Genomic DNA, 21643 nt, shown 5'->3' with positions numbered 1-21643 from the left:
ACCCCCCTACCGCGCCCCGCACCGGGATCATCGCGGTCTTGAGCCCTCCCCTAGACCGACTGCCGATGAACCGTTGCGGGTGGATGTACGACGGTATTGATGCTTGCGACCGTATGGCAAGACCTGGAACGAGGTCTCGCGTTTTCGATAAATTGACTGTTGTCTTAGGACACTTTGGATGTGCCCTGTTCACTGGTTCTTCTCTGACGTTCCCTGGCGCTTCTTGCGCGCTTCTCACTCTTTTCGGCGCCGGGAACGGATCTTTCCCAGGCCCTTGAGCAGGCGGTCTGCCGGTTCGAACAATTCCGGTCGGGATACGACCGTGTTGCGCAGCGCCCGGACCGGCGCGCGATGCGCACGATGTCCGAGAGCCATGGGGTGGCGCAGCGCCACCCACCCCTCGGACACGGCGAGTTCCCGTGTCTTCAGGGAGTCCTTGTACTGTTTCTGGCCACGTCCGAGATCGAGGTGGGCGATGCCGTCGGCGGCGGCCGCCTCGGCCATGTGCAGATGCAGCAGCAGGCCGGGCGAGTACTTCGCGAACGCCGGGTCGTAGGCCGGGAACCAGCAGGAGAGCACGCGCTCGGTGCGCGGGCCGAAGTGCGCGGCGACGGGTGCGCCGTCGACGTAGAGCACGGAGAGCAGCCCCTGGAAGGTCTCCGAGCGGGTGTGGAAGAGCTGGTGCACGAGCTGGGTGATCCAGGCCTGGGCGAAGCGGTCGCTGCGGCCGGTCCTGCGGTACTGCGCGGACTTCCAGGCCATCAGCGTGCACAGCGCCTCGGGGTCGCGCTCGTCGTGCACGTAGCGCACCTCGCGGTGGGCGCGGTCGAGCTTGCGGCCCTTGGCGAGGGTGCTGCGCAGGAACTTCGGCGCATGCGTGCGCAGATGGTCGAGGTAGGCCTCGTAGCCCTGGTCGAGGTCCATGACGGGCGAGGCGTAGGAGTCGGTGGCCCCCTCCTCGAACGCCGGCTGGCCGTCCACGAGGTGGTCGTACTCGTACATCACCAGGCGGCAGGCGCGCAGCAGCCCGCGGGCGTCCCAGGTGAAGCCCGGCCGGTGCACGACGCCCTGGCTGTCGGAGACGCCGAGGCCGACGGCGCGGCCCACTCCGGTTCTGGATCTCTGGTACGGGAAGAACGCGGCGGGCTCGCCGTCCTCCCGGGCGACCGCGATCCGCACGTCGCGCCGCACCCGCGCCACGGCGAGCGTGAACTCGGGGGAGAGGAAGGGGTTCGCGAGCCCCGGTGAGCCGTTCAGATGCGCTTTGGACTGCAGGGCGGTCCAGGCCACCCGGTCCGCCGCGGTGAGTTCGCCGGGACGGTGGACGGTGATCTCCACGTCTTCAAGTCCGTCTCCTCGGGGCGCGGGGGCGCTAGCGCCGCGCCAGTGCCGACAGGAAGATGACCGAACTGATCCCCGCCACCGCCGCGACGCCGCCGCGGACCGACCACACGTGCAGGGCCAGCATGGCCTGGGCGACCAGCAGGTTGACCACGACGGCCGCCGAGACGGAGGCGAGGACACGGCCCCAGGGGTCGAGCCCCCGCAGCCAGGGCGCGAGCGCGGCGGCGGGGGCGGCGACGAGGAAGAAGAGAGTCAGGGGTCCGCGCACCGGTGAGGAGAGGTCGAGCAGCGCGAACAGCGCCCCGACGCACCCGGCCGTGACGGCCGCGCCCGTGAGCAACGGGCTCAGATCCCTGTGCGACGACTTGAACCTGATGGTCTGCATTGGCGACTTTGCCCCCCGACGCGCCGGATGCCGGGCTTCAATGTGGCGCAGTCGGCGGCGGCTCGTCAAGACGCGCAGGGAGTGCGCAGGTGTTCGCCGTCACCCCGTCGGATGATCGGTGAACTCATGGAGCGGGCAAGGGAATTACTGAAGAATTGATTGTCATGAACACTATCGACGGCGGTGGTGCGGTGCTACCACTGTCCAGGCGGAAATCCTGCTCAAGGAGGCACCATGAGATTGTCCCGTTTCACGGCCTATGCAGCGTCGCTCCTCCTCGCCGCGGCCGCCACCCTCACCGGCGTGGGCGCCGCGCACGCCGACTCCGGCGACCCGCGGAGCGCGGCCCCCGCCTATGTGGCGCTCGGGGACTCCTACTCGTCCGGCGTCGGGGCCGGCAGCTACGACAGCGGCAGCGGCGGCTGCAAACGCAGCACCCGGGCGTTCCCGGCGCTGTGGGCCGCCGCCAACTCGCCCTCCGGGTTCAGCTTCACGGCCTGCTCCGGCGCGCGCACCGACGACGTGCTCGCCAACCAGCTGGGGCCGCTCAACTCCGGCACCGGCCTCGTCTCGATCAGCGTCGGCGGCAACGACGCGGGCTTCAGCGACGTCATGACGACCTGCGTCCTGCAGTCCGAGGACAGCTGCGTGGCGCGCGTCAACCAGGCCAAGGCCTACGTCGACTCGACCCTGCCCGGCAAGCTCGACCGTGTGTACGCGGCGATCAAGAGCAAGGCGCCGTCCGCCCGGGTCGTCGTCCTCGGCTACCCCCGCTTCTACAAGCTCGGCGGCAGTTGCCTCGCCGGTCTGTCCGAGCGCGAGCGGACCGCCATCAACGGCGGCGCCGACCACCTCAACGCGGCCGTGGCCAAGCGCGCCGCCGACCACGGCTTCGCCTTCGGGGACGTCACCACCACGTTCGCGGGCCACGAGATCTGCTCCGGCGCCCCGTGGCTGAACAGCGTCGTCTGGACCAACATCGGCGAGTCGTACCACCCGACCGCAGCGGGGCAGTCCGGCGGCTATCTGCCCGTCTTCAGCAGGAACGCCTCCTGAGGCCCGCCGCGCGCCGGAGCCCGGCGCGGCCGGTGCGCCCTCAGGGCGCGAAGGCCCCGTAGGACGAGGAGGAGCCCCCGCCCGTCGTGGGCTCCTCCTCGCACGTCACCGAGTACGCCACGGCGTTGGACGTGGCCGTCACGGGGGAGCGGACCTCGACGCTGAGTTCGTTGTGGTACGTCCCGCTCGTCGTGCCCGGCTGCTCCGTGTGGTTGACCTGCTTGGTCTTCCCGCCCCCGGTCGGGAAGGAGAGCGACTTCCAGCCCGGGTCGCCGGACTCGCCCTCGGCGGTGACCCAGCGGTACTCGACCGTCACCGGGACGCGCCCGACGGTGAACGTCGCCGTGAACGAGGCCGCCTGCGCGGGCGGGCAGGCCCCCGTGTACTCCGTGCCGTGGCCGGTGAGGGAGACGCGCACGGACTGGGGCGGGGGCTTGGTGGTGCCGCCGCCCGTGCCGCCGCCCGTGCCCCCGCCGTGGGTGGAGCCGCCGTCCGTCGAACCGCCCTTGCCTCCCCCGCCGTTGGTGCCGCCGCCCCCGCTCGAACCGCCGCTGCCGCTGCCGCCGCCGTCGGAGCCCCCGCCGCTGCCGCCGCCGTCCTTTCCTCCGGTGCCGCCGCCCCCGCTGCCGCCGCCCGCGTCGGCGCCGGAGTCGTTACCGGCGTCCTTGCCCCCGCCGTTCCCGTCGCCGTCGTCGACGAGGGCGTACGTGATGCCGGCGATGGCGAGCACCAGGGCGGCGGCGCCCGCGACGAGGGCCGCGGCCGCGCGCCGCGAGCGGGGTCTCTCGGGCGTGGTCGTCGAGGTCGTACCGCCGTACGCGGCGCCCGCGGTGGCCGTGGGCGCGGCCGCGTGGCCGCCGGGCGGCGGCGGGGGCGGCACGGGCGCCGGCGGCTGGTGGGAGACCGCCGTCGGCGCGTACGGAACGTCCCGTCCGCTGCTCGGCGGGTGGCCTTCGGCGATCAGGCGCAGATCGCGCTCGGCGTCGGCGGCCGTGGCGCGCTCGCTGGGGTCCTTGCGGAGCAGGCCCTCGATGACCGGCGCCAGGGGCCCGGCGTCGCGCGGCGGCGGCAGCTCCTCGTCGACGACCGCGCGCAGCGTGCTCAGCGGGGTGTCCTGCCGGAACGGCGAGACGCCCTCCACCGCCGCGTACAGCAGGACGCCGAGGGACCACAGGTCGGACTCGGGTCCCGGCCGCTGCCCCAGCGCCCGCTCCGGGGCGAGGAATTCGGGCGATCCGACGACCTCGCCCGTCATCGTCAGGGCCGAGCTGCCCTCCACCATCGCGATCCCGAAGTCGGTGAGGACGACGCGGCCGTCGTTGCCGAGCAGGACGTTGCCCGGCTTCACATCGCGGTGCAGGACGCCCGCACCGTGGGCGGCCCGCAGCGCGCCGAGTACCTCCGCGCCCACGCGCGCGGCCCGCTGCGGCGTCATCGGGCCCTCGGCCTCCAGGACGTCCGACAGGGCCAGACCGCGCACCAGCTCCATGACGATCCAGGGGCGGCCCTCCTCGCGCGTCACGTCGTACACCGTCACCACGTTCCGGTGGGGGATGCGGGCGGCGGCCCAGGCCTCGCGCTCCAGGCGCGCGTACAGCCGCTCCACCTCGCTCGCCGGGAGGCCCGCGGGCGCGCGGACCTCCTTGACCGCGACCTCACGGCCGAGTACGTCGTCCCGGGCCCGCCACACCGTGCCCATGCCGCCCTCACCGAGCGGGGAGAGGAGGCGGTAACGCCCCGCGATCACGCGCGCCTGACCGGTCACGGTCCCCCCATTCGCAGCCGTGCGATTCTCCACAAAAGTAGCTCAACCGAGCGCCGTTGCAGCCCCTTTGACCACCAATCCGCACCCAAGGGCGAGGACCACGCAGGCGGAGCCCAGCGGTGCGAGGCGGCGGGCGAGGCCGGGGGTGCGGCCGTGGGCCAGGCGCCGTCCCGCCACCGCGCCGAGCCGTACGACGAGGAACCCGGCCGCCGTCAGCGTGACGGCCAGCCCCGCCCCGTAGGCGAGGACGAGCAGGAGGCCGAACCAGGCCTCGCCCAGGGCGGCCGCGCCCACCAGCACCACGACGGCGGAAGGGCTGGGCACGAGGCCACCGGCGAAGCCGAGCAGGAGGGTGCCGCGCAGGGTGGGCGGCGGGTGGGGGTGCGCGTGGTGGTGCGGGTGCGCGTGCGGGTGCGCATGGGGGTGCGCGGGCCGGTGCCTGCGGCGCCAGGCCCGTCGTACGAGCAGCGCGCCCGCGCCCGTCACCAGGGCCCCGCTGGCCACGCCCAGCCAGGCGACGACCGAGGGCGCGGCCGCCGAGCCGCCCGCCACCAGCAGCCCCAGCGCCACCACGCCGAGGGTGTGCGTGACCGTCACGGACGCGGCGAGGGGCAGCACGTCCCGCGCCGACGCGCTGCCGCGGGCGGCGGCGGTCGCGGCCATCAGGGTCTTGCCGTGGCCCGGCGCGAGCGCGTGCAGGGCACCGAGCAGCAGGGCGGTGCCGAGCGCGAGCGCCGCGAAGGCCGGGGTGAGGTCGTGCCGGGCCACCAGGCCGGTGAGCGCGTCGGTCGCGGCGCGCGGCAGGGCGGAGCCGGGGGCCGGGGGCGGCTCGTCGGCGAGGGCGGGGCCGCCGGGCCGGGCCCGCAGCGAGGCGGCTGTCGCGTCGGGAGAGGAGGCGCCGGGCGGGTAGCGGGTGAGGCGCTCGGAGCGGGACGTGCGCGGCACGCTCGATCCGCTGAGGGTCATGCGGTCGCCGCGCGCGGTGATCTCCCGCCAGCCCGGGACGGCCTGGGGCGCGGCGCGGAAGCGGACCGTCAGGGCGCCGGGCGGCAGCGGAGCGGTCAGACGGCACTCGACCCGGACGGTGGGCAGGCCCGCCTGGCCCGGCCGCACGCGGGCCGTGGCCGCCGCCGTGCGCAGGGCGACGCTCCGCCCGCCCACCTCCACCCGGCCGTGTGCGGCCGCCGCGCGGCACCTCTCCCGTGCCCAACGGTCCCTTCCCTCGCGGTCGATGGCGGGTTCCGCCTGCGCGGCGGGGATCTCGGCGAGGTCCTCCACGTGCTCGACGCGGAGGCGGCCCGGGGCCAGGAGCAGACCGTCGTACTGGTTGACGGTGAAGTTGCCGAGGGGGTGGGCATGGGCGGGTGCGGCGGTGCCAAGGACGACAGCAAGCACGACGAGGCCTCGCCGGGCCCAACGCCAGGCCCTGGCGGGGAGGGGGCGGCGGGCAGCGGGCGCGGTCATCGCGGCACCCCCAGAAGGCGTCGCGCCTCCCTGGCGCCCCGGGGGGAGAAGCCCGGGTTCAGGTCCAGCGCGGCGCGCAGCCAGGCGTGGCCCGAGGCGGGGGAGAGGGCGGACTCGATGGCCCCCCGGTGGTAGAGGAAGGAGGCCTCGCGCACCCCCGTGCTCGTGGCGCGCCGCGCGTACCGCAGGGCCTCCCGGTCGTGCCCGTTGACGTGCAGGGCCCAGGCCAGCGCGTCGGCCGTGTGCACGGTGTGCCGCCGCTTCCACTCGTCCCGTGCCGCGCGCAGCGCCACGGCCCGGTCGCCGTGGTCCGCCGCGGCGAGCGCGGTGTCGAGGTCGGGATCGACCCCGTGCGCGCGGGCGAGCCGCACCCAGGAGTCGATGAGCCGGTACTGCTCGCGGGCCCGCGCGGGCTCCCCTTGGGCGTCGTACAGCTCCCCGAGGGCCACGAGCGTCCCGGGCAGCGGCCGCCGGGCGACGACGGTGCGCAGATCGGCGATCGCGGCGTCCGTCTCGCCCCGCGCCGCCCGGGCCCGCCCCCGCGCCTCCAGGGCGGGCAGGTTCCCGGGGTCGGCCCGCAGCGCGGCCGCGCAGTGGCGCAGGGACGCGGCGTAGTCGCCCTGGCGCCAGGCCAGTTGGGCGAGCGCCGTGGCGACGTACGAGACGTCCCCGGGGGACCGCGCCGCCGTCGCGGCCCGGCGCAGCACGCGCCGGGCACCGGCCACGTCGCCGTGCAGCTCCTGTACGTAGGCGTACCGCGTGAAGACGGGGACGCCGGGGCGGCGCGCGTCGGCCTCCCGCACGGCCCGCGCCGCCTTCCCGTAGCGGCCGAGTTCGACGAGCGCGTCGACGCGGGAGGCCAGCGCCCCCTCGCTGTAGGGGTTCACGGCCAGCGCACGCTCCGCGTACCGCAGGGCGCCCCCGAAGTCGTGCCGGGCGGCGGCGAGCGCGGCCTGCCCGGCGAGCGCGGAGTCGTCGGCGGGGCGCAGCACGAGCGCGCGGTCCAGGGCCCGCTCGGCCTCCGCGTAGCGGGACGGGTCGCCGCGGAGCCGGGCCTGTTCGACGTACGCGGTGCCGAGCGCGGCCCAGGACCGGGCGTCCTGGGGCCGGGCGCGCAGCCGCGCGCGCAGCGCGGCCACCCCGCGGTCCAGGTCGGAGGCGAGCAGCCGGTTCCCGGTGGCGTCCGGCGCGCTGCCCCGCGCGGCGGGCGGGGCGGCCGCCGCTGACGGCCGCCCCTTGTCCGAGTCCGACGGCACCCCGCCGAGCGCCAGCGCCCCGCCGGTCAGCGCGACCGCGAGGACGGCGGCGGCGAGGAGCCCGCGGCCGGAGACGTGGTTCACCTCAGGCACCCCCGGCCGTGGCCCGGGTGCGCCGCCACCACAGGAGGCCGCTGCCGACGAGCAGCACCCCGGCGCCGCCGACGGCAGCGGACGTGATCAGGACGGTGTCGGTGGAGCCGGACGAGCCGGAGTCCACGGGCGGCGCGCCACCGCTGAGGGCGTTGCGCGCGCTGGTGCCGTCCTTGCCCGCCACCGGTCCCCGCGACCCGGCCGTGGGCAGCGCCAGATAGGGGAAGGAGCGCCCGAAGGCCTTGTCGTTGGTGTCGACCGCGTCGCCCAAGTCGTTCTTCTGGCCGACGAGTTCGCCCTCGACGACCTGGAGCGAGATGTCCAGGACGTCGTCGCTCAGGCGCCGGCCGTTCGGATAGCCCGCGTTGTCGCCGTCGAGGACACCGAGCCGCTTCGGCGTCTCGGCGGGCTTGACCGAGGTGTTCAGGCGCAGCGCCTCGGCGGGCCGTACGTTCGGCGGCTGGTTGAGGTCCTTCACGCCGGTGAGGAACACCGAGACCAGGTCCTTGCGGGGCTCCTTGGGCGCCTTGATCTTGTAGAGCTTCTCGATGATCCGCGGCAACTCCGGCTTCTGGACGTAGGGCAGGAACTGCGCGTCGTTCCACGGCGCGGAGGCGTTGAACTTGTCCTTGTCCTTCATCGGGACGACGACCTCGTTCACCAGGGGCGCGCCGAGCCGGGACACCTGGGTCCACTTGCCCGCCGCGTTCCTGCGCTGGGTCGTCGACCAGATGCCGACGGTCGGCTGGTCCTTGGACTGCCGTATCTCGGCGCTCGGCACCTGGAGCGCCACCGAGTTCACGTTGTACCCGGCGACCGTGTCCCGGCCGACCTCCGACAGGTCCTTGCCGTACACCAGGTCGAAGACCCTGAGGTCCAGGAAGAAGGGATCGTCGGCCTGCCCCACGAAGGAGGTGCCGCCGCCGGGGAGCTTGCGCACGGCCTGGTCGCGCAGCTTGCCGTAGTCGGGCATGGACGCCTTGCCCACGTGCGAGGGCGCGATCGGCAGGTCGTCGGCGATCTTCTTGGTGGACACGACCTCCTGGTCCTTCAGCCGCAGCAGGTCGATGTCGTACGTCTGCGTCACGTTCAGGTCCGGGTCGTCCAGGCTCGTGACCTCACCGGTGTTGTAGAGGAAGGTGTCGCCGTTCCTGGTGCGCGTGTCGAAGGTCCAGCGGTAGAGCAGGTCGCCCTGCGCGTCGCCGTCGCTGTCGATGTGCACGTCGTACTGGGCGTCCTCGGGGAACGGGTAGAAGTTCGGTCCGCCCGCCGGCTCCTCGAACGGCACCCAGTTCGCGACGAGGGTCGTCGTGTCGGGCTTGTCGGGGCTGACGAAGGCGTACACGTCGGTGTTGTCGTACTGCGGCTGCCCCGAGATCAGCGGGGCCTCCCGGTGGCTGGAGGCGCGCGCGGCCTCCGGTCGAAGCGTGCTGACCCCGGCGGCTGCGAGCCCCCCGGCGGCCAGCGCCCCGCAGACCAGTGCGGCGACGCCACGGATCCTGCGGCGCCGTGTGCGGCGGGTGACGACTGTTGTCATCGCGTCCGTCCTCAGTTCGGCGGTACGGGCCGCGCGCTGACCGCACGGCCCGGCTGACGCATGCCATTCGGCGCGGGGGCGGCGGTGGATTGGCCCGTGGCCGGTGAATTCCGCGGCGATGCGCCAATCCGGTCCGGGGGCTCGCCCCGAATCTCCGCCGAGTCCAGAATTGAGCGCCCGGGATGCCGGGAGAGTGGGGGACGGCTGTGGACGCGGACGCACTGCTGCCACGGGTGGCCGACGGCGACCACCAGGCCTTCGAGGAGCTGTACGCGCTGGTGTCCGGGCCGGTCTACGGCCTGGTGCGACGCGTGCTCCGCGATCCGGCGCAGTCCGAGGAGGTGGCCCAGGAGGTGCTGCTCGAACTGTGGCGCACGGCGGCCCGCTTCGACCCGGCGCGCGGCACGGCCCTGTCGTGGATCCTGACGCTCGCCCACCGCAGGGCCGTCGACCGGGTGCGCAGCGCCCGCGCGGCCGGTGACCGCGAGCGGCGCCTGGCCCGCCGCGGCGAGGGACCGGCCTTCGACCAGGTCGCCGAGGCGGTGGAGGGCAGCCTGGAGCGCGAGTGGGTGCGCCGCTGCCTGGACCGCCTGACCGACCTCCAGCACCAGGCGCTCACCCTCGCCTACTACGACGGCTACACCTACCGGGAGGTGGCGCGACGCCTGTCCGTGCCGCTCGGCACCGTCAAGACCCGCATGCGGGACGGCCTGCTGCGTCTGCGCGACTGCCTGGGTGCCGCCGCATGAGCCCTGCGGAACCCGGGCCGCTGAGCCGCCTGCGCCGGTACGCGAGCGGCCTTTTGACGGGTGGCCCACTGCACTCCATGCACTCCCTCGCCGTGCCGTACGCGCTCGACGCCCTCGACCCGGACGAGACGCGCCGCTTCGAGAAGCATCTGGCCACCTGCGGCCGATGCACGCGGGAGGTGCGCGCGCTCGCCGCCGACACCGTGCGCCTGGCGCGCGCGGCCTCCGTCCCCGCCCCCGAGGACCTGCGGGAGCGCATCCTCGCCGCCGTGCGCACCACGGCCCAGGAGCCCGCCGGGCGGCGGGCCGCGCCCGAGCCCCCGGCGGTGCCGCGGCGCCGCGCTCCCGGCCTGGCTCCGCTCGCGCTGGCCGCGTCCGGCGTGGTACTTGCCCTCGTGGCGGCCGGCTTCCTCGCCCTCGCGCTGGTCCGCACCGACGGCGAGCTGTCCGACGAGCGGGCGGCCGCACGTGAGATCGCCCACGTCCTGGCCGCGCCCGACGCCCGCGCGAGCACCGGCCGGGACGCCCGGGGGCGGGGTATCGGCGTGATCGCGTCCCGTGCGGAACGACGGGCCGTGGTGAGCGTCACCGGCCTCGGCCGGCCTCCGGACGGGCGCGCGCATCAACTGTGGGTGATGCGCGCCGGGGCCGCGCCCCGTTCGCTCGGGCTCCTCGATGGCGAAACGCCGGTGGTCGCGAAGGATCTCAGCACGCGAGCGAAATCACTCGCTGTCACCGTCGAACCCGACGGCGGCTCCGCGCGGCCCACGACTGGGCCCCTCGTCCAACTCACCCTGGAATCAGTTGGATTCGGAGAGTAACCGTCAACGACCTTGTGGAGAAGGTGAATCCCGCCACCGGGATACACGAGTGTCATGGTGGGGCGATAGGGTTAACCTGCCCTGGGCCGGGTGCCCTCGTACGGGTGGGGAGTGACATGGAACAGATAACAGTGCGCAGCAGGGCGAGGGTCCCTGCGATCACATGTGGGAGCGGCGCGAGCAGTTCGCGTCTCGACCGCCATCTCTCGGTGCTGGGCGGCCCCGCCGTCCCGCAGCGCGAGGCGGCCGAGGCGACCCTGCTGATGCGTGAGCTCACCTCGCGTGGCGCCGCGCACGACCGGGGCGGCAAGCGCGCGCAGGTGCGCCGTGTCTCGCTGTTCGCACCGCTGCGCAGACTGCGCCGCACGCTTTTCGGCGGCCACTGACCTCGGGCGCGGGTGCCTCCGGCCTCGCCCTGGGGTGCCCGCGCTTCCCCTCTCCCCGCCGTCACTCCCGGCACGCGGCGGGCACCGGTGACTCCCCCAGCTCCTGATGCTGACCGGCCTGTGCGCCGTGCTCGCCCGCGGGCCGCGTGGGGCTGGCCGCGCAGTTCCCCGCGCCCCTTCGGGGCGTCATCGCGCTCAGGCGCTCAGCTCTTCCTCCGTCCCGAAACCGAGACGGGTCAGCTCGCCCCGTGAGGACACCCCCAGCTTCGGATACGCGTTGTACAGGTGGTAGCCCACTGTGCGCGGGGACAGGAACAGCTGGGCGCCGATGTCGCGGTTGGTCATCCCCGCCGCCGCGAGCCGCACCACCTGACGCTCCTGCGGCGTGAGCCGCTCCAGCGGCACCCGTTCGCCGCCCTGCCGCGCCCGGCTCTCGCCCGTGGCCCGCAGCTCCGCGCGCGCCCGGCCCGCCCACGGCGCCGCCCCGATCTGCTCGAACGCGTCCAGGGCCGCGCGCAGCGGCACACGGGCCTCGCTCCTGCGGCCCGCCCGGCGCAGCCACTCCCCGAACAGCAGTCGCGTACGGGCCTGCTCGAAGGGCCTGCCGTCGCCGCTGTGCAGCGTCAGGGCCTCCTCGTACGCGGCCTGCGCCGTCGCCTCGCCGGCGAGCAGGGCACGGCAGCGCGCCGCGATGGCGCGCGCCCACGCCGCGCCCGTGTGCTCCGCCCAGTCCGCGTACCGCCGTGCCGCCCCGCGCGCCGCGTCGGGCCGCCCGGCCCGCACCGCCGCCTCGACGTGGTCCGGCAGGCAGTGCAGCGCCACCACGGTGTGGCCCGCGGGGCCCGCCGCCAGGTCCTCGTAGCCGCGCAGCGCCGCCTCCCAGCGGCCGAGGCCCAGGTCGAGCAGGGGCAGGGCGGCCGCGCCCCACACCCGGCCCGGCGGTGCCTGCCGCGGGTCGAGGTGCCCGGCGAGCTCCCGGACGCGGGCCTCGTCCCCGTCGAGCGCGGCGAGATGGGCGAGGACGCCCGTCAGCTGGTGCGCGTAGTGGTGCTGGCCGCTGTCGCGGGCGATGCGGACGCCGTCCTCGGCGCCCGCGAGGGCGCAGCCGTGGCGGCCGAGCAGCACGCGCGCCCTGGCCCGCTGGAGCAGCACCAGCGGCAGCGGCCCCACCGCGCCCTGCTCGCGGCACTCGCGCTCCAGGTCCGCGGCCAGCTCCACGCCGCCCTCCAGATCGCCGAGGGGCGCGAACCACCCGGCGACGGAGGCCCGCTCGCGCAGGTCGAGGCCGTGCTCCCGGCTCCGCGCGGCGTCGAAGAGGCGCCGCAGCGGCGGCAGGGCCGCGCCCGTGTCGCCCGCGGCGAGCCGCGCCAGGCCCGTGACGGCGGGTAGATAGGGCGGCGCCGCGGGCGACGGCTCGACGCCGAGCGCGGCCGCCCGCTCCACGACGGCGTCGACCGCCGTGCGGTGGCCGGACGCCCAGGCCGCCGTCATCGCCTCGTACAGCAGGCGCGCCGCCGTCTCCGGGGCCCGCCCGGCGAGGGCCGACGCGGTGTCCACGAGGACCGTGTGCGCGGCTTCCAGCTGGTCGCGCTCGCGGGCCACGCCCGCGCGGACCCGTGCGAGGCGGGCGAGCAGCGCCGGGTCCGTGAGGTGCGGGGTCGCGCTGCCCGCGAGCCGGGCCGCGTGGTCGCCGTGGCCCGCGTCGGCCGCCGCCGAGGCCGCGAGGGCCAGGCGCCGGGCGCGCTCGGCGCTGTCCGGGGTGAGCTGCGCGGCCCGTTCGAAGGCGGCGGCCTCGGCCGCGTAGCCGCCGCGGGCCCGGGCGTGCTCGGCGGTCCGCTCCAGGACGGACGCGACGTGCTCGTCGGGTTCGGTGGTGGCCGCGGCCAGGTGCCAGGCTCGGCGGTCGACCTGGCCGACGCACGGCAGGGCCTCGGCGAGGGCGGCGTGGGCGGCGAGGCGGGCGCCGAGCGGGGCGCCGCGGTAGGCGGCGGTGCGGATCAGGGGGTGCCGGAAGACGAGCCGCCCGGCTTCGACCCGCAGGAGCTGCTTGCGCTCCGCGGGCTCCACGTCGGCGACGGCGGCCCCGAGCCGGGCGGCGGCGGCCGCGGTGGTCTCCAGGTCGCCGGTGCCCTCGGCCGCCGCGACGAGCAGCAGGGTGCGGGTGGCCTCCGGCAGCGCGGCGATGCGGTCGGCGAACGCCTGCTGCACGCGGGAGGGGCCCGGCACCGGCGCGGACGGCGGCCCGTACGCCACGAGTTGTCCCTCGCGCTGGGCGGCGGGCAGCTCGCGCAGGGCCAGGGGGTTGCCGCCCGCCTCGGCGAGCAGCTGACGGCGTACGTACGGCGGCAGGTCCCCGGCGTGCGCGGCGAGGATCCGGTCCGCGGCGGCGTCGTCGAGCCCGGTCAGGCGCAGCTCGGGCAGGCCCGCGGCGGGGAACGCCGGCGCGTGCGGCTCGCGGGCCGCGAACAGCATCACCACGCCCTCGGCCGTGAGCCGTCGCGCGGCGAACAGCAGCGTGTCCGCCGACGCGTGGTCGAGCCAGTGGGCGTCGTCCACGACGCAGAGCAGCGGCCCGTCGTCGGCGAGTTCGGACAGCAGGGTCAGCAGGGCGACGCCCGTCAGGAACCGGTCGCCCGGCCCGCCGTGGGCCCCGCCCGCGAGCCCGAGCGCGGTGCGCAGGGCCGCGGCCTGCGGGGCGGGCAGCGCGGCGATGCGGTCGGTCACCTGGTGCAGGAGCATGTGCAGGCCCGCGAAGGGGAGTTCGCTCTCGGCCTCCACGCCGGTGGTGCGCAGCACCCGCCCCCACGGGGCGGCCGACGCCGCGCCGTCTGCCGCCTCCGCCCCGGCCTCCGCCGCCCCGAGCAGAGCGGATTTGCCGATTCCGGCTTCGCCGCGCAGGACGAGGGCCGCGCTGTGTCCCGTGCGGGCCTGGGCGAGCAGGGACCTGAGCTGGTGCAGTTCTTCGGCGCGGCCTTCGAGCATGTTGCATGTCAGCCGCCCCGGCGCGCCGGGTATTCCCCGGCCCCGCTCCGGGCAGCGCTCCGGCGGCCCGGCCCGCGTGGTGTCAGTCGACCGTCAGGACGACCTTGCCCCGGCCGTGGCCCGACTCCACGGCCCGGTGAGCGGCCGCCGCCTCCTGGAGAGGGTGGGCCGCCCGGAGGTGGACCCGCAACAGGCCCTTCGCGTACAGGGCGGTGACCTCGGCCAGGCGCTCCGCCGTGCGCGTGCCGCGCAGCAGGGGCACGCCCAGGCGCTCCGCCTCCTCGTCCGCGACCATCGTCGCCACCCGGCTGCGGTCCTTGGCCACGGCCACCGACGCCCGCAGGGCCTGGGCGCCCGCCCCGTCGACGGCCGCGTCGACGCCGTCCGGGGCGAGGGCGCGCACCCGGTCCTCAAGCCCTTCGCCGTACGTGACGGGGACGGCGCCGAGGGCGCGCAGGTGGTCGTGGTTGCGCGGGCTCGCGGTGCCGATGACCGTGGTGGCGCCCCACGCCCGCGCCAACTGCACGGCCAGGGTGCCGAATCCGCCCGCGGCGCCGTTGACCAGGACCGTGTCGCCGGGCCGCACGCCGACCGCGCTGAGCGCCATGTGCGCGCCCTGCGCGTTGCCGGAGAAGCCGCCCGCGCTGACGAAGTCCATCGCGTCCGGCTTGGCGACCAGCTGGTCCGCGCCGACGACGACGTACTGCGCGTACGCGCCGAGCAGGGAGAAGCCGAGGACGTCCGCGCCGGGCGCGAACGCCGTGACCTCGGAGCCCACCGCGTCCACGGTGCCCGCGAACTCGTTGCCGGGCACGACCGGGAAGGCGGCGCCGGGCGGGCGCATCGCCCCCTGCCGGATACCCGTGTCGAAGGGCATGACGCCCGCGGCCCGGACCCGCACCCGCACCTGCCCGGGCCCTGGCTCCGGGACGGCGAGGTCCATGAGCCGGAGCACGTCCGGGCCGCCGTACTCCGTGAAAGCCATCGCGCGCATGGTCATGACGCCACCGTCTCCTTCGTGTTGTCGCTGGTGCTGTGGGTGCCGCCGCCCGAGGTGGGCTCGGCGGAGGCCAGCAGGACGACCTTGCCGACCGTGGCGCGGCCGAGCAGCGCCGTGTGCGCCGCGGCCGCGTCACGCAGCGGGAACGTCGTGACGGCCGGTACGAGGGTGCCGCTCGCGGCCGCGGCGAGGGCGCGCTCCTGGAGCGCGCGCAGGCCCCCGGGCACCCGCAGGACGCGCGGGCCGAGCGCGTACGTCGCCGTGATCAGGCGCGCGTGCAGGTCCTGGGAGGTGAACTCCGTCGGCGCCCCCGCCGACCAGCCGTACATCACGAACTGCCCGCCGTGGCCCAGGAGGTCGAACGCCGCCCGGCCCGCGGCCCCGCCGACGCTGTCGAAGACGACGTCGACCTCGCGGCCGCCGAGCGCGGCACGCACCTCGTCCGCCCAGTCCGGGCGGTCGTAGTCGACGGCGACGTCCGCGCCGAGGGCCCGGACCCGTGCGGCCTTGTCCGGGCCGCCCGCCGCGCCCACCACGGTCGCGCCGAGGTTCCGTGCCGCCTGCACGAGCAGCGTGCCGATGCCGCCCGCCGCCGCGGTCACCAGGACCACGTCGTCGGCCGCGGGCGCGGCCACCTCCAGGACGCCGAGTGCCATCCGGCCGGTGCCGACCATCGCGATCGCGGCCTCGTACGACACCGAGTCCGGCAGCGGGAAGAGCGCCTCCGTCTCGCGCACGGCCAGCTCGGCGTAACCGGCGTTGACCAGGCCGAGATGCGTGACGACGCGGCGCCCGAGCCACTGACTCGCCACCCCGTCGCCGAGCCGGTCGACGATCCCCGCGACCTCGCGGCCCGGTGTCACGGGCAGGTCGGGCAGCGGGAAGGGCAGGGCGTCGTCCGCGCCGCGCTGCAGGGCGGTGTCGAGGAGGTGGACGCCCGCCGCCCGTACGGCGATCCGGACCTGGCCGGGGCCGGGCTCGGGGTCGTCGACCTCTTCGTAGCGCAGTTCCTCGGGCCCGCCGAAGGCGTGCAGTCGGATGGCGTGCATGGGGAGTTCCTCCCGGACGGTGGTGGGGGCGATGTCGCTTCCGACGCTAGGCGGGGGCGGTGCGGCGTCGCCTCTGTCGGGTGACTGGGGTCGTGCGAGAGGTGACCGGGCCGGGTGACCGGGGGAGCGACCGGGACCGCCTCCACCGGAGCCCGGCCGGGGGGAACCCAGTCACGTGACAGAGGCGGTGCGGTCAGGGCCGTTCCTAGCGTCGGCGGCATGACTCAGCAGACATCCGCGGCCACCGGTGCCCCGTCCGCCGACGACGGTGGGCGGACGCGCTGGGCGCCCGTCGTCGTGATGGCCCTCGCCATGCTCCTGGTCACCCTGGAGCTCAGCCTGTCCGCCGTGACGCTGCCCGCGATCGGGGACGACCTGGGCGTCGGCTCCTCCGCCACCCAATGGGTGCTGCTCGCCTACGCGTTGCCCACCGCCGCCCTCGCCCTGCCCGCGGGGCGCTGGAGCGACCGCGTGGACCTGCGCGCGGTCTTCCTGCTCGCTACGCCCGCGATCGGCCTGACCAGCGTGCTCGCGGCCCTGGCCCCGAACCTCTCGGTCCTGGTCGCCGCCCGCGTGCTGCAAGGCGTGGCGGGCGCGGTCGTCGGCGCGCTGTACCTGCCGGTGGTCGCCCTGAGCGTGCCGCCCGAGCGCCGGGGCCGCGCCATGGGCCTCATCGCCACGATCATGCCGCTCGGCTCCATGGGCGGCTCCTCGCTCGGCGGGGCCGTCGTGGACGCCTACGGCTGGCGGCCGGTGTTCCTCCTGAAGATCCCCGTCCTGATCGCGGTGGTGTGGCTGGGCGCACGGCTGATCCCGCGTGGCGACAAGGGCCTCGCGCCGCCGAGCCGTTCGCTGGTCGGGGACGGCCTGGCGCTCGGCGCCGCGGTGACGGCGCTGCTCGTCGCCTTCGACCGGGTGGACGCGGACGCGCCCGTCGCCGCCGGCGTCGCCGCGGCCGCCGCGGTCGCGGGCGGCCTCGGGTGGGCCCGGCTGCGCACCGCCCGCCCCGTCCTCGACCTGCTGCGGCGGCCCGGCGTGGGCCTGCCCGTGCTCGCCCTCTTCCTCAGCGGCACCTTCACCGGTCTGTCCTACTTCCTGCTGCCCTACTACGTCGCCGACGTCCTGGACGCCGGGGCCTCCCTGACCGGCCTCGCGATGATGTTCTTCATCGGCGCGGTGGCGCTCACCGCGTCCGTCGGCGGGTCGCTCGCCGACCGCTTCCCCAAGGAACGCGTGGGCGCGGCGGGCGCCGCCCTGACCGCGCTCGGGGTGCTGAGCATGCTCACCCTCGGGCCGGACGCGGGCCTGTGGGACATCGGCTGGCGGCTCGCCGTGACCGGTGTGGGGCAGGCGCTGTTCGGCACGCCGGTGAACCTCGGCATCCTGGAGGCGACCCCGGCGGAGCTCGTCGGCACGGCCGGTGGTGTCACCAACACCTTCCGGACCCTCGCGTTCACGGTGGGTCCCGCGGTGGCCGCCCTCGCCTATGGGACGGGTGGCGCGGGAGTGCCCGGCTTCCGCACCGGGATCGTGGTGCTCGCGGCCCTCCAGGCGCTCAGCACCGTCGCGCTGCTGCTGGGGCGGCGCGGCCGTGCCTAGCGCTCAGAGCAGGGCGAACTGCCCCTCCGGCCCCTCCTCGTGGTGGTCGAGGACCGAGGCCGGGCGCCGGGCCGCCGCGGGGACGGGCAGGACGCCCGCCGCGTGCAGGTCGGCGACCGTGAGCGCGTCGGCGGGGGAGGGCTCCGGGAGCGCCGGAAGCTCCGCGAGGAGGGCGAGGACGGTGATCAGCTCCAGGAGCTGGGAGGTCCAGGCCTGGGGCCACACCGTGGGCCGGACGGCCTCCAGGGTGCCGGGCTCCGCCGGGGCCGCCCGCCGCTCGAACCACAGCTCGATGACCCGCACCCCGCTGACCCGGAAGTCCCACGCGCCCGCGGGCACGGGCGAGATGAGCCCGCCCTCACCGATCCGCAGGGCCTCGTCCTCGGCGTCGTAGGCGAGCCCGGAGGGTTGCGCGGGCAGCGGCGCCCGCACGTACGGCCGCCGCCCGCCGGGCAGCTTCGGCCGCTCTCCCGAGGATCCGCGCAGCTGGAGCCAGAGCGCGCGCCGCCCCAGCTCCACGCCCCGCGCCCAGGCGTCGGCGGCGGACGTGAGCGGCACGACGGGGCCCGCGGGCGTGGCCCGCGCGGCGACCAGGGTCCAGGCCAGGAAGTCCTCCGGGGCGACACCCGTCCCGTACAGCCGGGAGAGGTGTTCCAACAGACCGGATAGAACGTTCGTTTCAGTGCCACCAGGACGTCGGTAGAGCGGGCGGATGCGGCCGGGCCGCCCGGCGGGGGAGCGCCCGTCCGGCACCACCGCGGAGGCGAGCACCGCGGGTCCGGCGTCCGGGCCGGGGACGTATCCCTGCTCGGTGAGGAAGAGCTGTCCGGCGCCTGCCACCCGCCACAGCTCGGGGCGGGCCGCGTCGAGGAGGCGGTGGTCGGGTATCAGCCACTGCTCGTCGAAGGGCCCGTGCACCACCCGGACGGGTTCGGCGCAGGGCCCGTCCTCGCGGGCGAGGCGGCCCGTGCCGCCGCCGCACCCGGGCAGCTGCGCGACCGAGGTGTGCAGGGTGCGCGCCCGGGTCGGCCCGAACAGCGCCTCGCGCCCGGCCGCGTCGGCGCGGACGAAGGCGTCCCAACGGGCCCTGAGGGACGCGGCGTCGGGCGCCATCGGCCACCCGCGCCCCGGCCGGAGCGGCGCGACGGACCACGGCATGAGATCGGCGAGCGGCGGCGCGTCGTCGTACGTCACGCCCGGCATCGTACGACGCGCCGGGAGGCGGCCATCAGGTCGCGTCGAGCGTGACGGTGAACGAGAAGCGGTCGCCCCGGTACTGGATCCGGGCCACGTCGAGCGCCCGGCCCTCGGTGTCGTAGGTGATGCCCGTGTAGTGCAGGATCGGGCTGAGCAGCGGCACTTGGAGCAGCCGGGCCGTCTCCGGGTCGGCGAGCCGGGCCTCCACGGTGTCGGTGATGCGCGAGATCGCCACGCCCACCACGTCGCGCAGGACCTTCGTCATCGGCCAGCGCTCCAGGTCGGTCGGGTCGATGCGCTCGGCGAGGTCGGGACGCACGTGGTTGCGCGCGTGGTTGGTCGGCTCGCCGGTCCTGGCGTCGCTGCGCAGCCGGTGGTACGTGGCGACTTCGGCGAGCCCGGGGAAGTGCTCGGCGACGTCGGTGGGCACCTGCTCCCGGCCGTGGGACAGGAGCTTGGTGTCCATGCCGGACTGCTGCGCCACGATGGCGTCGACCGAGCCGAGCAGGCGCACCGGCGAGCCGCGCCGCACGTCCGGCTCGATGAACGTGCCGCGCCGCCGGTGCCTGCTGATCAGGCCCTCGTCCTCCAGTTCCTTGAGGGCCTGGCGCATGGTGAGCACGCTGACGCCGTAGTGCCCCGCCAGCTGCTCCTCGGTGGGAAGCCGCAGCGGGGCGTCCGGCGCCCGGCCGAGTATCGAGGCGCGCAGCGACTGCGAGACCTGATACCACAGCGGCAGCTTTCGGTTCAGGACGATCGAGTCCGGGGCGAAAGCGGTCACAGGGAACTCCGTACTTCCGAGACGACGCGGACAGCGGCCGGAAGTGGTGGTGCTACGGCCGGAAATGACGCTCCAGACCCTGCCACACGTCGTCGTACCTCCGCTGCAGATGGTCCGCCGAGGCCGCCTGCCCGGTGGCGGTCACCGGCCAGCGGGTCTCGAACATGAACGCGAGGCCGTCGTCGATCTTCTGCGGCTTCAGCTCCGCGGCGCTGGCCTTCTCGAAGGTCTCCCGGTCGGGGCCGTGCGCCGACATCATGTTGTGCAGCGAGCCGCCGCCCGGCACGAAGCCCTCCGCCTTGGCGTCGTACGCGCCCTCGATCAGGCCCATGTACTCGCTCATCACGTTCCGGTGGAAGTACGGCGGCCGGAACGTGTCCTCGCCGACCAGCCAGCGCGGCGCGAAGACCACGAAGTCGACGCCCGCGAGGCCCGGGGTGTCCGAGGGCGAGGTGAGCACCGTGAAGATCGACGGGTCGGGGTGGTCGTAGGAGATGGTGCCGATGACGTTGAAGCGGCGCAGGTCGTACACGTACGGCACGTGGTTGCCGTGCCAGGCGACCACGTCGAGCGGGGAGTGGTCGTACGTCGCCGTCCAGAGGTTGCCGCAGAACTTGTTGACGACCTCGACCGGGCCCTCGACGTCCTCGTACGCGGCGACGGGGGCCAGGAAGTCCCGCGCGTTCGCCAGGCCGTTGGCGCCGATCGGGCCGAGGTCGGGGAGCTGGAAGGCCGCGCCGTAGTTCTCGCAGACGTACCCCCGGGCGCTCTCGTCGAGCAGCTCGACGCGGAAGCGGACGCCGCGCGGGATCAGGGCGACGTGGCCGGGCTCGGCGCGCAGCAGGCCCAGCTCGGTGCGGAGCAGCAGGCCGCCCTGCTCGGGCACCACGAGCAGCTCGCCGTCGGCGTCGCTGAACACCCGGTCCATGGAGGCGTTGGCGTGGTAGAGGTGCACCGCCATGCCCGTGCGCTGGGTCGCGTCGCCGTTGCCGCCGAGGGTCCACAGGCCGGCGAGCCAGTCGGTGCCGGGGGCGGGCTCCGGCAGCGGGTTCCAGCGCAGGCGGTTGGGGTCGGGCACGGTCTCGGTGAAGGGGGCCGTGCGGATCGCGCCGTTGTCGGTCCGGGTGAACGACGGGTGGGCGGCCGACGGGCGCACCCGGTACAGCCACGAGCGGCGGTTGTGGGCGCGCGGCTCGGTGAACGCGGTGCCGCTCAGCTGCTCCGCGTACAGGCCGAGGGGAGCGCGCTGGGGCGAGTTGCGGCCGAGCGGCAGGGCGCCGGGGACGGCCTCCGAGCTGTGCTCGTTGCCGAAACCGGAGAGGTAGGTGAGCCCCTCCGCGAGCTTGCGTGCGTTGCCCCTGTCGTCCTTCGGCTGGTCCCCGCTCATGACAGCTCCCTCGGCTCCCTGGCCCACGACGGGCCGACGCCGGCGTCCTCGCCAACGATTCCTATGGAACACCGTAGGATTCGTCATTTCCCCGCGCAAGAGGGATCCGTGAAATGTGAACGGTGCTCTACTCTCCCGGAGTGCGTGACTCCTCAGGTCCGCGTGACCCGAACCCCGCCGCCGCCCTGCGCCGCAGCCCCGTGCAGCGCCGCAGCGCGGAGCGCCTGGGCCGGATCCTCGACGCCTGCGCCGCCCTCCTCGACGAGGTCGGCTACGAGGGGCTGACCACCCGGGCGGTCGCGGTCCGCGCGGGCGTGCCCATCGGCTCGGTCTACCGCTTCTTCGACAACAAGCGGGCCCTGGCCGACGCCCTCGCCCACCGCAACCTCGACGCCTACGCCCGCCGGGTCACGGCGCGCATGACGGCCGTGCCCCGCGGCGATCTGCGCGGCGCCGTCGAGGCCGCCTTCGACGAGTATCTGCTGATGAAGCGCACCGTGCCCGGCTTCGGGCGGGTCGACTTCGGCGTTCCGTCGGCGCCCGAGGCGATGCCCGACGCCAACGAGACCGTCGCCGACCGCGTCGCCCGGCTCCTCGCCGGGCACCTCGGCCGCCCGCTGGACGCCCGGCTCCGCCGCGCCATGCTCGTCGGCGTCGAGGCCGTCGACGCCCTGCTCCAACTCGCCTTCCGCACCGACCCGTTGGGCGACCCGGAGCTCGTGGCCGAGACGCGGATCCTGCTGTACGCGTACGTCGAGCGGGCGCTCGGCTGAACCCTGGCGCCATACGTAC

At 75.4% G+C, this 21643-nt stretch carries 18 protein-coding genes; 6 read left to right on the top strand and 12 right to left on the bottom strand.

Annotated features, from left to right (window positions below; all coding sequences use genetic code 11):
• Window positions 1-234 precede the first annotated feature (234 nt).
• Together MQV74_RS10045 and MQV74_RS10040 are read right to left on the bottom strand one after the other, a co-directional pair.
• A complete protein-coding gene (locus tag MQV74_RS10045) occupies window positions 235-1338 on the bottom strand; it encodes a GNAT family N-acetyltransferase (RefSeq protein WP_242715975.1) in 1104 nt (367 codons plus the stop codon).
• 34 nt (window positions 1339-1372) lie between these two features.
• Window positions 1373-1729: a hypothetical protein gene (locus tag MQV74_RS10040; RefSeq protein ID WP_171075681.1), complete on the bottom strand. Its 357-nt coding sequence runs from the start codon at window positions 1727-1729 to the stop codon at window positions 1373-1375.
• Window positions 1730-1963: 234 nt separating this feature from the next.
• On the opposite strand from MQV74_RS10040, the gene MQV74_RS10035 reads away from it, so the two are divergent.
• Complete coding sequence (locus tag MQV74_RS10035; RefSeq protein WP_242715973.1) at window positions 1964-2785, top strand: SGNH/GDSL hydrolase family protein; 822 nt, start codon at window positions 1964-1966, stop codon at window positions 2783-2785.
• Between the two features lie 40 nt (window positions 2786-2825).
• Here MQV74_RS10035 and MQV74_RS10030 read toward each other — a convergent pair whose 3' ends face one another.
• The 4 genes from MQV74_RS10030 to MQV74_RS10015 form a co-directional block, all read right to left on the bottom strand.
• Window positions 2826-4484: a serine/threonine-protein kinase gene (locus tag MQV74_RS10030; RefSeq protein ID WP_242728573.1), complete on the bottom strand. Its 1659-nt coding sequence runs from the start codon at window positions 4482-4484 to the stop codon at window positions 2826-2828.
• A gap of 108 nt (window positions 4485-4592) precedes the next feature.
• Window positions 4593-6014 (bottom strand): nickel transporter, encoded by a 1422-nt coding sequence (locus MQV74_RS10025; protein ID WP_242715971.1) that lies wholly within the window; start codon window positions 6012-6014, stop codon window positions 4593-4595.
• Window positions 6011-7354: a tetratricopeptide repeat protein gene (locus MQV74_RS10020; RefSeq protein ID WP_308402256.1), complete on the bottom strand. Its 1344-nt coding sequence runs from the start codon at window positions 7352-7354 to the stop codon at window positions 6011-6013. The genes MQV74_RS10025 and MQV74_RS10020 overlap by 4 nt, the downstream gene beginning before the upstream one ends.
• Before the next feature lies 1 nt (window position 7355).
• Window positions 7356-8900, bottom strand: a complete 1545-nt coding sequence (locus MQV74_RS10015) for a DUF4331 domain-containing protein (RefSeq protein ID WP_242715969.1) — start codon at window positions 8898-8900, stop codon at window positions 7356-7358.
• Window positions 8901-9106: 206 nt separating this feature from the next.
• Between MQV74_RS10015 and MQV74_RS10010 the strand changes: the two genes are divergently transcribed.
• From MQV74_RS10010 to MQV74_RS10000, 3 genes are all read left to right on the top strand, one after another.
• A complete protein-coding gene (locus MQV74_RS10010) occupies window positions 9107-9649 on the top strand; it encodes a sigma-70 family RNA polymerase sigma factor (protein ID WP_242715967.1) in 543 nt (180 codons plus the stop codon).
• A gap of 77 nt (window positions 9650-9726) precedes the next feature.
• Entirely contained in the window at window positions 9727-10470 is a 744-nt protein-coding gene (locus tag MQV74_RS10005; protein ID WP_242728569.1) for an anti-sigma factor, read from the top strand.
• Between the two features lie 116 nt (window positions 10471-10586).
• Entirely contained in the window at window positions 10587-10856 is a 270-nt protein-coding gene (locus MQV74_RS10000) for a hypothetical protein (RefSeq protein ID WP_242715965.1), read from the top strand.
• Between the two features lie 195 nt (window positions 10857-11051).
• On the opposite strand, the gene MQV74_RS09995 is transcribed toward MQV74_RS10000, so the two are convergent.
• From MQV74_RS09995 to MQV74_RS09985, 3 genes are all read right to left on the bottom strand, one after another.
• Complete coding sequence (locus MQV74_RS09995; protein ID WP_242715963.1) at window positions 11052-13838, bottom strand: helix-turn-helix transcriptional regulator; 2787 nt, start codon at window positions 13836-13838, stop codon at window positions 11052-11054.
• An 82-nt stretch (window positions 13839-13920) separates the two neighbouring features.
• The gene (locus tag MQV74_RS09990) at window positions 13921-14838 is read right to left on the bottom strand and encodes an NADP-dependent oxidoreductase (RefSeq protein WP_308402255.1); all 918 of its coding nucleotides are present in this window, start codon (window positions 14836-14838) and stop codon (window positions 13921-13923) included.
• The gene (locus MQV74_RS09985; protein WP_242715961.1) at window positions 14835-15887 is read right to left on the bottom strand and encodes a zinc-binding dehydrogenase; all 1053 of its coding nucleotides are present in this window, start codon (window positions 15885-15887) and stop codon (window positions 14835-14837) included. The genes MQV74_RS09990 and MQV74_RS09985 overlap by 4 nt, the downstream gene beginning before the upstream one ends.
• Window positions 15888-16106: 219 nt before the next feature.
• Between MQV74_RS09985 and MQV74_RS09980 the strand changes: the two genes are divergently transcribed.
• A complete protein-coding gene (locus MQV74_RS09980) occupies window positions 16107-17486 on the top strand; it encodes an MFS transporter (protein WP_242715959.1) in 1380 nt (459 codons plus the stop codon).
• Between the two features lie 3 nt (window positions 17487-17489).
• On the opposite strand, the gene MQV74_RS09975 is transcribed toward MQV74_RS09980, so the two are convergent.
• The 3 genes from MQV74_RS09975 to hmgA are packed head-to-tail and all read right to left on the bottom strand — an operon-like array spanning window position 17490 to window position 20851.
• On the bottom strand, window positions 17490-18689 hold the full coding sequence (locus MQV74_RS09975; RefSeq protein ID WP_242715957.1) for a type ISP restriction/modification enzyme: 1200 nt from the start codon (window positions 18687-18689) through the stop codon (window positions 17490-17492).
• Window positions 18690-18714: 25 nt separating this feature from the next.
• Window positions 18715-19464 (bottom strand): GntR family transcriptional regulator, encoded by a 750-nt coding sequence (locus tag MQV74_RS09970; RefSeq protein WP_144002582.1) that lies wholly within the window; start codon window positions 19462-19464, stop codon window positions 18715-18717.
• Between the two features lie 52 nt (window positions 19465-19516).
• Window positions 19517-20851 (bottom strand): homogentisate 1,2-dioxygenase, encoded by a 1335-nt coding sequence (gene hmgA, locus MQV74_RS09965; protein WP_242715955.1) that lies wholly within the window; start codon window positions 20849-20851, stop codon window positions 19517-19519.
• Window positions 20852-20991: 140 nt separating this feature from the next.
• Here hmgA and MQV74_RS09960 point away from each other — a divergent pair, with 140 nt between their 5' ends.
• Window positions 20992-21624, top strand: coding sequence for a TetR/AcrR family transcriptional regulator (locus MQV74_RS09960; protein WP_308402254.1), 633 nt, complete (start codon window positions 20992-20994; stop codon window positions 21622-21624).
• Window positions 21625-21643: the final 19 nt, after the last annotated feature.

This window comes from Streptomyces sp. AN091965 (genome assembly GCF_022698285.1).
Lineage (GTDB): Bacteria > Actinomycetota > Actinomycetes > Streptomycetales > Streptomycetaceae > Streptomyces.
The sequence above is the reverse complement of the archived record's forward strand: the minus strand, read 5'-3'. Positions and strand labels throughout refer to the sequence as shown.

Excerpts from the sequence above, each read along its gene's own strand:
- MQV74_RS10040 (WP_171075681.1), bottom strand. The coding sequence starts at position 1,729 with ATGCAGACCATCAGGTTCAAGTCGTCGCACAGGGATCTGAGCCCGTTG.
- MQV74_RS09975 (WP_242715957.1), bottom strand. The coding sequence starts at position 18,689 with ATGCCGGGCGTGACGTACGACGACGCGCCGCCGCTCGCCGATCTCATG.
- MQV74_RS10000 (WP_242715965.1), top strand. The coding sequence starts at position 10,587 with ATGGAACAGATAACAGTGCGCAGCAGGGCGAGGGTCCCTGCGATCACA.
- MQV74_RS10015 (WP_242715969.1), bottom strand. The coding sequence starts at position 8,900 with ATGACAACAGTCGTCACCCGCCGCACACGGCGCCGCAGGATCCGTGGC.
- MQV74_RS09980 (WP_242715959.1), top strand. The coding sequence starts at position 16,107 with ATGACTCAGCAGACATCCGCGGCCACCGGTGCCCCGTCCGCCGACGAC.
- hmgA (WP_242715955.1), bottom strand. The coding sequence starts at position 20,851 with ATGAGCGGGGACCAGCCGAAGGACGACAGGGGCAACGCACGCAAGCTC.
- MQV74_RS09985 (WP_242715961.1), bottom strand. The coding sequence starts at position 15,887 with ATGCACGCCATCCGACTGCACGCCTTCGGCGGGCCCGAGGAACTGCGC.
- MQV74_RS10030 (WP_242728573.1), bottom strand. The coding sequence starts at position 4,484 with ATGGGCACGGTGTGGCGGGCCCGGGACGACGTACTCGGCCGTGAGGTC.
- MQV74_RS09995 (WP_242715963.1), bottom strand. The coding sequence starts at position 13,838 with ATGCTCGAAGGCCGCGCCGAAGAACTGCACCAGCTCAGGTCCCTGCTC.
- MQV74_RS10025 (WP_242715971.1), bottom strand. The coding sequence starts at position 6,014 with ATGACCGCGCCCGCTGCCCGCCGCCCCCTCCCCGCCAGGGCCTGGCGT.
- MQV74_RS09990 (WP_308402255.1), bottom strand. The coding sequence starts at position 14,838 with ATGACCATGCGCGCGATGGCTTTCACGGAGTACGGCGGCCCGGACGTG.
- MQV74_RS10035 (WP_242715973.1), top strand. The coding sequence starts at position 1,964 with ATGAGATTGTCCCGTTTCACGGCCTATGCAGCGTCGCTCCTCCTCGCC.
- MQV74_RS10005 (WP_242728569.1), top strand. The coding sequence starts at position 9,727 with ATGCACTCCCTCGCCGTGCCGTACGCGCTCGACGCCCTCGACCCGGAC.